This window comes from Bacillus sp. SA1-12 (genome assembly GCF_000981385.1).
GTDB lineage: Bacteria > Bacillota > Bacilli > Bacillales > Bacillaceae > Metabacillus.
Genome location: NZ_LATZ01000008.1, coordinates 17316 through 31748, shown reverse-complemented (window position 1 = coordinate 31748; position 14433 = coordinate 17316). Strand labels below are relative to the sequence as shown.

Genomic DNA, 14433 nt, shown 5'->3' with positions numbered 1-14433 from the left:
TTTTTGACTCTCACATTTGCTAGTTTGCCCACTGTTCATAGGTTCTAGAATATATAAACTATCTGTTCTTAAGCGGTTGGTTTCGTAAGCCGGAACGACGAATAGACACATCTGTTAATACTTCAACTTCAATTTCACTAAAATAGTCTTTCCAATCTTTTTCCCATTTTCCCCATTTGCCTGGATAAGAACGATAAATAGCAGCACCAAAACCAAAAACATCGCTTTGGTACTCTTTGGCAACATGGATAGCCTCATCAGCCTCTTTTTTAATCCTTTTTTCTACTTTCTCTTGAATCTGAACAATTTCATTAGGATCAACAATATTAATGAAACATCCCGTTTCTCCTATGTTTGCTTCACTCCTAATCGTAACTTGAATTCTTGGTCTTCCATTAATTATTTGAGGATGAATCTGAGCTTTTGAACGAAGTATTTCAACATTAATACTTCCTTCTTTATTGTTACATTTAACATTCACAACAGTGCTTTTAACTTTTCCTAGCACCCAGAGTAACCCTCTGGCTGAATTCCCATTCAGCCATCCTTGTAGTTTTCCACCACGGAAAAGACCAATATTATTAGTTGAAATAATAGCTTTCGGTTCAATTTGTTTAATATTATCGGACTGTGCCTCTTGAGAATTTCCAATCACTTTTACACCACCGATAAACGGCTCTTTTCCTGGTGTTCCGATAGCTTTTATTATATCGTCAATATCAGCTCGTATAGTGTAAGCCGACCTTTTTTCAGTCATTTTACTTTTATCTAACAAACTATCAGACGGATTTTTTTCGATTGGCGTCATAATAGTAAGAACAGTCTTTGCCTCAATTTCTTTTGCAATTAAAATAGTAGATAGAGGACGCATTTCGTGATCTCTTTCAAAAAAATCCCAGAAATCCTTTAGACCATCTTTTGCTACATCTTCACTAAAAACAAACAAACGAGTATGAGGGAAATATAATTGATCTGGAATTTTTTCAGCAGCTCTACGTAGAGCTTCAAATAATGTTTTTCCTTTTTGGGAAATAACTGTTACAGAAGCTTGGTCACCTCCCCCTCCTCCTTGTACAGAAGATATCTGACGCGGGATAATAATTTGGAATGTAAAAAGATAAGTATCTTCGTCTGGTACTTTATCAACTCCTACACTAGTAACCATGGCAATGTCATCTAATTCTTTTTGATTCCAACACCCTGTTAGGAATACGATAAGAAATAAGGAACATAAAAATATGGACATCAATTTTAAACAATTATATTTCATATCAATCATCCCTTTGCAAATACTCAGTATCCTAATCATTGAGTTCCCTTTTTATTAAATCTAGTAAGCATTCCTCCTAGCCGTTCTTCTTGTTATCTTGATCAAGAAGTGAAAATGGAAAACGAAGAATTGCATCCTTATGCCTTGTTAAATAAAAAGGGGCAAACGGTGATAAATATTGAATCCCGAATGAACTCATGCTGCATAAATGGGCAATCATGATCAAATATCCTAAAGCGAGCCCATATAGTCCAGAAAAGGCAGCCACTATCATGAATATAAATCGAAGAATTCTAGCAGCACTCGCCAAACTGTATGAAGGTATAGCGAAATTTGAAATAGCCGTTAGTGCTACAACAATGGTCATAGTAGGAGATACAAGGCCTGCAGATACAGCTGCTTCACCAATTACTAGTGCACCGGCAATTGAAATCGTTGGTCCAATGGCACGGGGTATACGAATTCCAGCTTCTCTCAAAATTTCAAATGTGAACTCTAATAACATCGCCTCAACCATAGCCGGATAAGGAACTCCTTCCCGTTGGGCAATTAAACTGATTAAAAAATCTGTCGGAATAATTTCTTGATGATAAGTTATCAATGCAATATAAATTGGCGAACTAAAAATAGAAAAATGAAAAGCGATGTAACGTAATATCCTTATTAAACTGCTGATCCCATAAAATAAAGTGTAATCTTCGGATGTTTTGAAGAACTCAGAAAATACGCTAGGGACAAGGAGGGCAAATGGCGTTCCTTCTACAAAAATCGCTACTTTGCCAGCCAATAAACTCCTAGACAACAGATCTGGCCTTTCCGTACTAAGTACAGTAGGAAATGGAGTCAACGTTTTTTCCTTAAGCAATTCTTCAATATGATTTGATTCTAAAATAGCATTGGTATCAATTCCCGCCAGCCGTTGCTTAACTTCATCTATGGTACGCTTTTTTACGATGCCATCTATATACATAATGGCTACATCCGTATTAGATATGTCACCCATTTTCATTTTTTCTACTCTTAGTTTTCCATTTTTAATCCTCCGGCGAACCATAACCGTATTGGAGCTAATAGATTCAATAAAACCTTCTTTAGAACCCCTAACCACAGTCTGTGTGGTGGGTTCCGATATAGCTCTATAATCCCCCGCAACTGTACTAATGTTCAATGCATCATTATAACCGTTAAATAATACAATTGTATTTCCGTCCAATATGGCTGAGATAACATCTCCCCAATGACTAACAACTTTTGTCTTCCCAGCAGTTGAAGCCATTTCTTTTGTCAAATAAAAAATATTTTTGATATCAAGTGTACAATCGTTTTCTATTTCAAAGCATTCAGTTGATTCATTTAATTCAATAATTAATGAATGAGAAATGAATTTGTTGACAAGTTTATCATCTGCTAAACCTTCTATGTAAATCGCTGCTACTTCAATTGGCATTTGAGTGCTGATTGCGAACTTCCGAATGATTAAGTCATCAGTGTTTACTAATTCATCTTTAAGGATATGTAAATTCTCATTTAAATCGATATTGATTTGCCCTTCACTAAAGTGGGAATCGATCTGACTATTTAAAGAGCTCTTTTTTTTATTTTTTAAAAGTTTTTTCTTAAACATATCAGATATTATCCCCTTTATTTTTACTCTATTTTTTTACATTATTTCCGATTTTATACTTACCCGCTATAAAGTGTCTTGAGTAAAGGGAAAGATGACATTTGCCATTGTTACTTAATAAGAATTATTAGTTTAATAATACCTTCAAATAAATTGTCCATTATATGGTGGGTTAAGCCAAGAAGTTACTTTAAATACGTTTATCAAAGAATACAGGTGAGGAAATTTTACTTGCTGCATTAAGGTAGATCGATCGAATTATCTAAATCGCGACTCTTACTGTTATGATATTTTACAATAGTATAGATGTTTTCAGTTTGTTTCCTGTGTATTATCTTGAAATTCATATACTGTCCAATTCAATTCTTTTAATTAATCATCAACCTTACTAACTATTCTTCTAGCTTCTGTAACTTTATTAATAAATAATGTCGTCCACATACATATTTACCCTGGCCAGAAAATAAAAAGCCACCATTTAGGCAGCTTTATTACTTTTTGTGATTTAAGAGCATTTTCTTTCAATTTTTTTATGTATTTCTCCAAATTACAATAATTAATTGCCAAATGCATCAAAGGCAGATACCGATACAACAAATGCGTTATATGGATTAAACCAGTCAAATAAAACACCTATTGTCCTCAAAACATCATTAAGGCTGTTAAAAATCCACCTTATGTGTAATATTCTCCCTTCTGTATAGACATAAAATACTCATTAAGAATTTTGACCGTTTCTTTTAATGTAATCGTGATACAGACGTCTATATTAAAAAACCTATTAGGGTCACTTTTTTTGTCAAAAGAAAAAACGTATTTGATAGCATATTTGAAAAGCTAAGTAATAACTTAAACGGAAGTGATCTGCCCCGTAAATGTTAGAGTTCGGTGTCTAACATTTACGGGGCAGATCAAAGTTGGCACTTAGCCTTTATTATTTGTTTATTACAATACTTTCACAATAGTGTTACAATTTTTAAATTATTCTTGTCTAACATGGTAAATGAATTTAGAGTAGGTCTAGAGTATAATATTTTAATTGAAGTTGGGATTGTTCCTGGTTAAATTTCTTGTCGGTGAATTGCTGCTTTTAAGGGAGTGTGAACAATGGATCTTCGTGAAATAGACAAAATGATCCAAATGTTAGAGAGGATCGAAAAAGAAATACAAGAAACAAAGAAATCACTTCATTTAATACTTAATACAATAGATAAGTATGACAAATTTGCATATTTAAAAGTATCTTAAATAGATTATGTTACTTTTGTCCAAAGTATCAACTCAGCAAATGGCTGCTCTTACATGAGTGGCCTTTTTATTTACAAACTCAAGTTGAAATCAGGTTTAAACTGATTGAATAGCTTCAGTAAAGTTAACACATATGTTGAACAACAATTACAACACAACAAAACATTTACAAAATTTGGAAAGTTTATTAAAATATAATAAAAGTTTAATAGAAAGGTTGAACCCTATGCGTGAGGTTTATTCAAACATCTTCTTTATTGTGGGGTGGCTATTTTTAACCTTTAGTTTTTATTTATTCTTATTGGCCTTTATTGAAATAAACTCCCTCTTTATTGGTGTTCTTCTTCTTATTCTTGGGTTGATCTCCCTATTCGTTTCAAAAAGAATTGGAGATCATTTAGGAAACATGTTCTCTACTCGCCAGTGTTGAATGCACCGCGAATGACTTTCCCGTCTAATATACGTTCAAAAATAATGACACCAGATTCTTCTGATACTTGTCGCCAATTGACCGTTCCTTCAGAAAAAATTTGTTGATGTTCTTTCCGAAAACCAATTAGTTTTTTAACAAATTGATGTAGATCGCGATCTTGATTTTCTTCTTCCCAAACCATACATTTTCGGCAATCTGGATCCATCCCCCCAGTCATTCCGATTTCATCTCCATAATACAAACATGGAACACCTGGCTGAATGTAAGTAAACGCCATGACTTGCTTCATCAAGTCCTTGTCTTCTTTGGCTTCAGTCAGTAAACGCGGTGTATCATGAGAATCCAAAACGTTTAATTGCATTTGATTGGTTTGATTTCTATAAAGCATCAGTTGGTTATTCATTTCTGAAACCATTTTACTCATCGGCAACTCTTTTTTTACAAAATACCCCATAATCGCATCCGTAAAAGCGTAGTTCATTACCGCGTGGAATTCATCACCTTGCAGCCAACTTTGAGAAGAATGCCAAATTTCACCAAGAATATAGAAATCTTTTTTGGCTGTATCACAAACTTGACGGAATTTTTTCCAAAAAGCATGATCTACTTCGTTTGCGACATCCAATCGCCAAGCATCAATATCAAATTCTTCGATCCAATAACGAGTGATGTTCAATAAATATTCTTGTACTTCAGGATTCGCTGTATTTAATTTTGGCATATGCGGCGTAAAAGCAAAAACATCGTAAGTGATATCGTAGGCATCTTCAAAATTTCCTGCTTCTTTATAAGAAGCAGGAAATTCATTGACATGGAACCAATCAGCATATTTCGAATTTTCACCATGTTCAAGAACATCTTTCCATTGCGGAGAAGTATCTCCCATATGGTTAAAAACAGCATCCAACATGATTTTTATGCCGCGTTTATGGCATTCATCTACAAGTTTTTTAAATGTCGCTGCATCACCAAATGCTGGATCGATCTTCAAATAATCAATTGTGTCGTATTTATGATTAGAGTAGGCTTCAAAAATTGGACAGAGATAAATACCATTAACCCCTAAATCCTCTAAATAATCTAAGTGATCGATTACTCCTTGCAAGTCACCGCCAAAAAAGTCTTGCCAATCTGGGTCTTTTGATCCCCATGGAAGTGTTTCATCTGGGTCGTTGCTCGAATCACCATTGGCAAAACGTTCTGGGAAAATTTGATACCAAACAGTTTGCTTGACCCACTCAGGTGCCTTGAAACGATCGACTTCTTGGAAATAAGGCATTCTAAAATAGTTATTAGGCTTCTGTAAAAATTCTTCTTTTAAAGGATAGACACCATGATCACCATAAAAAACTGAAATCCCATCATATCCTTCCAATGTAAACGCATATGATAATCGTTTAAAAGGCGCTGTCACTTCAACCAACCAGAAATCATACAAGTCAGTAGTCAGAGTTTTGATCATTCGAAGCGGTTTGTTGTACCACTCTTCTTTTCGTAATAAATATGGATCGCCGTGAAGTAAAGCAATTTCCCTTACATCTCCTCGAGCTGTTCTCAAACGGACATGCAATGTTTCTTGGTCGTAAAGATAAGCAAATTCGCTTTCTGGACGATGATAAATCGCTGAAGTATTCATAAGCTATTAACTCCTTTTCATTCTTCTGTTTAACGCTTTATCACATAACAGAAAACCGGTTGCAATACTCTGCATTGGACTGAATTTTCAAATACCTTTCTATAGGTACCATGTTTATCTGTTGAACTAGAATTTTATTTCTACCATTTTCTCCTCGTCAACAGGAACATTCACATACAGAATACCGTTTTTTTCATCAAAGAAATACGTTTCCCGATTGGCCCTCAATTCGCCGAAACCACTTATTCCTTATACTTGCTGCTTGTAGCTTGGATTAATCCTGGTTTCGTTTGATTAGAGAGTTCAATATATAAGAAGCAAGCTCTGTATCATCATTTTTTTGAACTTCCAGGTCACGGGTAATTTCCATTTTATTCTTTTGCTCAATCTTGATCATCCTGAAGGGTGAGTCGGACATTATCAATTGACAGCGTACCACCCACTTGTGCATTGGCAATATTACCGATTTTCAGAACCTCACCTTTGGAAACTTCTATATCAGAAATCGTAACAGTTTTCATGACGTTACATTTAGGAACCTCTACTATTTGCTTATCTTTACCGTTTACAACATAAAGGTAAGCTTCATCAAAATTGCCCTTTCGTTTGACATCAGCAATTAGAGTATAGATGCCTGCTTTTGGAACAACATATTGCCAGAGATCAGATTTAAACGCTTCATCACCAGTACCACCAATTTGGACAACCCCATCAACAATGGACTGATTAACCATGTTGCTACGGCTCCAGTTATCGAACCCTTCTTTGAAATCACCATTTTGTATGATTGTTTTATCACCCTGTGCATTTTCTAATGTAATGGAGTCAAGATCAAAGTTACCAGAAGCAACATTAACCGTTACAAGGTTCGTTCCTTCCTTAAGCTTCACTTTTTCATTCGCTTTTTTCCATTTACCATGAGTCGCTTTCATTGAAACCGACTCTGAATAAGTGGTTTCACCACTTTTCACATCTCTTACATTAAGGGTTGCTCCGCTAGATTCATCCGCAGAATATTTTAAATCCAGGTGGTAGACTCCTTCTGTTGGGGCACTGATCGCATACGTGACACTTTCTCCCATCTTATTAAATCCATTTAGATAGCCAAATCCATCATGACCTCTAGTCGCCTTTGCGAATTCAACACCTTTAGTATAAGAAGCGACTTCTGCTTCAAATGTTTTATCCGGTGTTGTCGGCACGACTTTCAAGACAACACTGTCATGGGGCTCGAGTGTCACTGAATGAGAGGACTTGATGCCAAGGTCTTTATGGGCCCATACATCGCGGACCTTCCCTTTATCAATACCCAGTTCTTCTTTAAAATTGAAATCGAAGGTTTTGCTTTCATCATTGCGGTTGAACAAACCGACTACCCATGAACCGTCTGGCAACTGACCTACCCAGCGCTGGCTGTCACGGCTATCGTTTGACTCAGCATAATGAGTGGCACTTTCATAGATTGGCTTTCCAACCAGCCCCATTTTATTAAACTCAATCAGTTCAGTATTTTGATAGTACTTATAATTGTCACCAATTGTATCGTACTGATCCGAAATTGCGATTGGAGATCCTGCCAGTGTATATAGACCCAGGGTTGTTTTCTTCTCATTTTCCTTAAAAGCACCTGAGAACGTATTAAGTCTGAGAAAATCCCCATCTAAAATCAAGCTTGAACGGCCACCAATATCAGAGAATCCGGTAAACCCCTGGAATGAATTCGCCCACTGCGACCAACTTGGTTGCCACTCTTGACGTCTGCCACTGATATGATCCCAGCTGCCTGACCAGACGTCTTCATTAATTCTAATCATATCACCATATTTCTGTTCGAGATCTCCATGATTAAATAGGTTCGGCATGACAAGACTCAGGAAGATATTGTTTTCCTTAGACGCTTCTGACATCCACTTTAGTGCTGTTTCATATTGTTCTTCATGTCCTTGTCCTACAGTTCTATCTCGTTCTTTTCCATTTTCATACCATGACAAGAAATCGACACGGAGAAATTCTGCCCCTTGCTCTGCAAAAAATTCGATGTAACCTTTTAAATACTTTTCAGCATCTGGATGATTCACGTTCAGCCAATAAAGTGAACGGGCATTAGGTTGTCCACCGCTAAATCGATCTCCATCTTTCGGATCAATTGGATCACCTTGATCAATCAAGTCCACTACATACGTTGGACCACCTGGATTGTCTTCCGTACCTTTGACAATATATTTATCAGGATTTTTAACAACCTCAGGACTTATCCAAAGAGGGTTATAATAGATGCCGAATTCCATACCTTGTTCTTTAAGATAGTCCCCCCAGAATTTCCAAGTGTGTCCGTCTGGATATTTTTCAGATGGATACTGGAACGGCTCGTTATTCTCGCCACCTTCCTGCGGCTTTTCTCCCGTCTTATAAAGCTCGACATTATCAAGCTGGAAGGAGCTATAGTTCGCTTTGGCATCCACATTAAACTCAACAGTAAGTGTGCCATTTTTCACCTCTGCTTGGAGTTCAAAAAGTCCATAGCGGGCTTTTCCATATTCATCGGTCAAACCATCCTTCAACTCGACTACTTGTTCAGGCGCGTCTTCTCCTTCTTTTACATCTTCATAGTCCTTCAGCTTCATATTAGCCTTGCTTGTTCCATTAACAAAATCTTTAACATCCCCATTTGGGAATTTCACACGTGCTGTCACCGTATAGTTACCGTTTTCGAGCCCTTTGACGGTTTGAGAAACTTTGGCCGTATGTGGCTTAGGGTCATACACCCACAATTTTGAACCTTCATTTGCATCGTTTTCATCGACACCAAACATGGCATTCGTTTCTACTTTCCACCCGCTCTCAAGGCCTTCTTCAAAATCACCATTCTGTAACTGACCGAGCTTGACTTCTTCTTCAGAACCTAAAGGATTGGTCATCCATTTATCATTATGGCTCACAACATAGCCATTTTTATTCAGCAAAGTGGCGCCCTCTATCCATCCATCCAGTGAAACCATGTTATAACCATATGGTAGAAAATTTTTCACCATCCAGTCAATATTTTCCTTATATCGTTTCTCTGGCATGTACGTATTTTTCGTCCACTGATGTTCATAAGTCATAAAATACATTGGCCCCGCTCCCTGCCTTGTAAATTGGCTGTCTTGAGCAGAAGCCGTTCCTGTAATTGCTGTTGTGAATGCCAGAGTTGAAAGAACAGAGAAAGCACCAACCTTACTTAACAAACTCTTATTCACCTTACTTAGCAAACTCTTATTTTTCTTACTTAATTGTTTACTCACATAAAAAACCTCCCATACCCCCCGCAATTTAAAACGCTTTCACATTTAATAATTTTTTGATATATTAAGTCAGAGAATCTTACTTCTTAGTTCTTCCAAAAATCTTTCTTACCAATTTTGTAACAAATAACTACACCAATGGTTTTAACTACCCTAATTTAGTAAACGTTTTCTCAAACATTGACAAAAGCTTCATCTTTACAGCGATAATAGAAAAATAGCTCTCCTCTTTAGCAATATACCATGGCAGTATAAGATGGCATAAACAAAGAAGCATTAATGATCCAGGATGTAAAAACAATAGTGTAGCCATTCTAATCAAATCAGACACGAATTCAAAACCAATTACCTGAAACAAAGTTCATACATTAACTACATTAACCACTAAATGCACCTTAAACCAAACATCTTTTACTTATAAAAATGCAAAACTAAGAATATCAAACATAAAAATAGTAAAACTCAAAATCTTCTAAGACCATAATGGATCTACTTTCTTGCTCTTACATCTTGAACTTGAACTTAATGATCTTTCCTTTGTACTTGAACTTAAACAAGCAGCAAACCAAAATCTAAGATAAACCAACACCTAAACTCCTAACCAAATACTCCCTTAAAATCCCTTCATGGCACCCCCCCTTTCATCAAAAAGAGAAGATTCAAATTTCAGGTTTAAAGAACAAACTTATTTTATTCTTTTTTAAACTTGATTGACTTTCCCAGTTTTTCAAATCATATTTTTACAGCGAACGCTTCATATGGCATTAAATCAATTTGATTAAAGTCAACCGAGGGGCGTTTGTAGTTATTAATAATTACTTCATTACTTTGACCAAAATTAGGTAGTTGTAATGTTGTGTTCTCTTTATTAATATTTGCAACCACAACCCAAGTTTGCCCTTGATAATGTCGTTGGTACATAAAGACTTGTTCCGGTACATCCTCTACTAGTTCATAATCTCCCCAAACAACAATTGGATTTTCCTTTCTTAGTTGAATTAATTTTTGATAGCAAAAGAAAATAGAGTTTGAATCTTCTAGATTTGCTGCCACATTAATCTCTGTATAGTTAGAATTTACATGTAACCAAGGAGTCCCTGTTGTAAAACCAGCATTTTCTGTTTCATCCCATTGCATCGGTGTTCGAGCGTTATCACGGCCCTTAGCATTGATAGAAGCAATAATTTCTTCTTTTTTATATCCGTTTGCCAACCGTTCGTGGTACATATTTATACTTTCAATGTCTTCAACCTCGCTTATATCTTTTATAGGGTAATTGGTCATACCAATTTCTTCACCCTGATAGATATACGGTGTACCCTTCATAAGATGTAGTAAAATAGCAAACATCTTTGCACTTTCCACTAGGTACGTCGTATCATCGCCCCAACGAGATACGATTCTTGGTAAGTCGTGATTGTTCCAAAATAAACTATTCCATCCTTCATTACCTAACTCAGTTTGCCATTTACTAAGGACTTGTTTTAACTCATTAACCTCTAACGGTTTGGTATCCCATTTCCCCTTACCTGGTTGCTGATCCAAACCAATATGTTCAAACTGAAAGACCATGGATAATTCATTGCGTTTAGGATCCGAATATAGTTTGGCAATTTCAGGCGTTGCTCCCCACGTTTCTCCAACCGTTAACACATCGTATTTACCAAAGGTTTCCCGATTCATTTCTTGCAGGTATTCGTGCAGTTTCGGTCCGTTCCCTGTTACTTCTTGATCTGGAATCTTTCCTACTAAATCAATCACATCCATCCGAAACCCGCCGATACCCTTTTCTAACCAGAAATTCATCATATCCCAGACTTCTTTTCTCACTTTTTTATTTTCCCAATTCAAGTCTGGCTGTTTTTTGCTAAAAAGATGTAAATAGTATTGACCACTTTTTTTATCATACTCCCAGGCTGAACCACTGAAAGTAGATCGTAGTGAATTTGGTACTCCGCCATTTACAGGATCTCGCCATACGTAATAGTCACGGTAAGGATTATCTTTACTTTTACGAGATTCAATAAACCATTTGTGTTCATCTGATGTATGATTAACCACTAAATCCATAATTATTTTAATATTTCGTTTATCAGCCTGTATAATTAGATCATCCATATCATCCATTGTGCCAAATTCTGTCATAATATCTTGATAATCACTTATATCATAGCCATTATCATCATTCGGTGATTTGTATACTGGACTTAGCCAAATAGCTGTAATACCCAATTTCTCTAAATAATCTAATCTATTAATAATTCCTTTCAAATCTCCAATCCCATCGCCATTACTGTCTTGAAAACTTCTCGGATAAATCTGATAAATCACCGCAGTTTGCCACCATTTCGTTTCCACTATAATACCTCCTATTGTTTATTTTCCTCTACATAATTTCATTCCACTATAACTATAGTTCAATAATTTTACCTTTCTTAAACAAATACTAGACTCAATTTATTATCTACTACAAACTCGTTGTTATCGAGCTCGGTGAAATATAAACCTACTATCTATTAAAATAAGCGAAATCCTCCTCGTAGATTCCGCTTATTCTTATTTCTATACCTCTAGCTTTATACTTAACGTATTCTCAACCTTATTGATATGACTTCCAGATGAAATCAATTTACCATTAACCATAATTACCTTCTCTTGATCGATTCCATGAATCATTAATGTCCAATCTTTCCACTCTGGTTGGTAATTTCCTTGATTCTTAATTGTAAACTTAATTTTGTCCTCTTTAAATTCACAGCGAATATGCTTCTCTAAATAGTCACCCTGCTCATAGGAGAACGTTTTTCCGTCATCTTCATATAAAACATAGTTCGCTTCACCCTCGGTAGCAGGATATAGATGAATTTGCAAATCATCCTCTGGTTGTTCAGTAGATTGCTTTACAGAACCCTGTGCTACAAACGATCCTGCCTTAATAAAAATAGGTAATGTTTCAAGATCGGCCTCTACTAAAATATGCTGACTACCTTCTTTTACCTCACCTGTCCAATAATTCACCCATTTGCCTTCAGGAAGATAGACGACTCGATGGAATGTAGACGGTTTCGTAATAGGTGCAACAAGGACATTCTTCCCGATTAAAAATTGATCTGATAAATTAACTGTGTGAACATCCTCAGGGTATTCCATTAATAATGGGCGCATTACTGGTACCCCTGTTTGACTTGCTTCATGGAACAATGTATATATGTGTGGCATCCATACGTAACGTAGCTGGATATATTTTTTTACAATCGACTCGATTTCTTCACCAAAAGACCATGGCTCTTGGCGTACCACATCAATCGCACTATGATTTCGGAAATACGGGGTAAATGCACCAAACTGAGTCCATCGCGCTAATAACTCACCTGTTGTATCATGTGCAAAGCCACCTACATCAGGTCCTGTTAATGGTACTCCAGATATTCCAAGATTCATACACATCGGAATGGCCATTTGCAGGTGCTCCCAGAAGCTTCGATTATCACCTGTCCAAACAGCTCCATAACGTTGTACACCTGCATAACCAGCGCGAGTTAATAAAAATGGACGTTTTCCGTTTATTAGCTTTTTCATACCGTTATAGGTCGCTTCACCCATATAAAATCCATATAGATTATGCATTTCTCGATGTGTTTTAAACTTCCCATCCTGGTTATGCATAACCTTTACATCCATCGTTTTTGTTTTATTAAAAACGGCTGGCTCATTCATATCATTCCAGATTCCTTCAATTCCTAAATCAGTATAAAACTTGTGCTTTTCTCCCCACCATTTTCTAACCTCACTATTCGTAAAGTCAGGAAATGCACTATTTCCTGGCCAAACATCTCCGTGATAAATTTCCCCATCTATATATTTACAAAAATGGTCATCATAAATTCCTTCTTGGTAAATCGAATATTCTGGGTCCTCTTTTACTCCCGGGTCAACAATTGGGACAACATGAATTCCAGCCTCTATCAAATCCTTAATTAATTTATCCGGATTTGGAAAACGGTCACGATCAAATGTAAATACACGATATCCATCCATATAATGGATGTCTAAATATATTGCATCGACAGGAATCTCCTTATCTATGAAAGTCTGAACAAGCTCACGAACTTCAGCTTCTGTTTCATAGCTATATCTAGATTGATGATATCCTAATGCCCATTTTGGAGGAATTTGCATTCGACCAGTTAGTGTCGTATATTGTGTTAACACATCCTTGGGAGATGGACCTGCCATCACAAAGTAATCAAGCTCCCCACCCCCAGCAGAAAACGAATATACTTCTGTTTCAGACTTCATATCAAACACTGTTTTAAACGTATTATCAAAGAATATTCCATGAGCATTTCCACCACGCATCGTCATAAAAAATGGAATCGACTCATAAAGCGCATTAGTTTCTGGATTATGTGGAGCATAGACATCACTATTCCACATCGTCATTTTCTCGCCACGCTTATCTAAAAAGCTTGTTTTTTCACCGAACCCATAAAAATGATCATCCTTTTCCATGTCTTTATAACAAATCACTTCTTTTTTCTCGTTATAGCCCATTCCACGATTCGTCTCTTGAACAAGGAGATTTTTGTCTTTATCATAGACAGCTATACGGAATGGACTACGAGAAATGTTGATTGATAATTTCGAAGAATTAAGTACAATCATTTGTTCAGATTCAACAACAACAATGTCTACATTTTCTGGCTCCGCCACAAGTGCAAAGCTACTTTCCATTGTCGGTGGTGAAAATGGGTTCATCACCACCCTTGCAATTTCTTCCCGGTAGAAGATGATATTTACAAACCCTTGTTCACATACAAATGAAAATGTATGATCTAACTGTGTAAAATGATTCAAATCCCCTATATCATGGTATGGAACACCCACTATCGACTTTTTATTTCCTGGGTGTATCGCAAAGCTTGTATCTTGCATTGT

The 14433-nt window shown here is 36.3% G+C and carries 7 protein-coding genes; 1 reads left to right on the top strand and 6 read right to left on the bottom strand.

The annotated features are described in order from the left end of the window. Positions 1–58 precede the first annotated feature (58 nt). Together WQ54_RS07330 and WQ54_RS07325 are read right to left on the bottom strand one after the other, a co-directional pair. Positions 59–1270, bottom strand: a complete 1212-nt coding sequence (locus tag WQ54_RS07330) for a Ger(x)C family spore germination protein (RefSeq protein ID WP_197089562.1) — start codon at positions 1268–1270, stop codon at positions 59–61. Positions 1271–1346: 76 nt separating this feature from the next. After that, the gene (locus WQ54_RS07325) at positions 1347–2894 is read right to left on the bottom strand and encodes a spore germination protein (protein WP_046514212.1); all 1548 of its coding nucleotides are present in this window, start codon (positions 2892–2894) and stop codon (positions 1347–1349) included. 1107 nt (positions 2895–4001) lie between these two features. Between WQ54_RS07325 and WQ54_RS07320 the strand changes: the two genes are divergently transcribed. Next, positions 4002–4142: a DegQ family regulator gene (locus tag WQ54_RS07320; RefSeq protein WP_046514209.1), complete on the top strand. Its 141-nt coding sequence runs from the start codon at positions 4002–4004 to the stop codon at positions 4140–4142. A 413-nt stretch (positions 4143–4555) separates the two neighbouring features. Here WQ54_RS07320 and WQ54_RS07315 read toward each other — a convergent pair whose 3' ends face one another. The 4 genes from WQ54_RS07315 to WQ54_RS07300 form a co-directional block, all read right to left on the bottom strand. Further along, positions 4556–6211, bottom strand: a complete 1656-nt coding sequence (locus WQ54_RS07315; RefSeq protein ID WP_084821873.1) for a glycoside hydrolase family 13 protein — start codon at positions 6209–6211, stop codon at positions 4556–4558. Between the two features lie 383 nt (positions 6212–6594). After that, positions 6595–9495 carry a CBM35 domain-containing protein gene (locus tag WQ54_RS31805; protein WP_156177791.1) on the bottom strand — a complete coding sequence of 967 codons (2901 nt, stop codon included), beginning with the start codon at positions 9493–9495 and terminating at the stop codon, positions 6595–6597. Between the two features lie 732 nt (positions 9496–10227). After that, positions 10228–11853: an alpha-glucosidase gene (locus WQ54_RS07305; RefSeq protein ID WP_197089561.1), complete on the bottom strand. Its 1626-nt coding sequence runs from the start codon at positions 11851–11853 to the stop codon at positions 10228–10230. 204 nt (positions 11854–12057) lie between these two features. Continuing rightward, on the bottom strand, positions 12058–14430 hold the full coding sequence (locus WQ54_RS07300; RefSeq protein WP_046514203.1) for a glycoside hydrolase family 31 protein: 2373 nt from the start codon (positions 14428–14430) through the stop codon (positions 12058–12060). Positions 14431–14433: the final 3 nt, after the last annotated feature.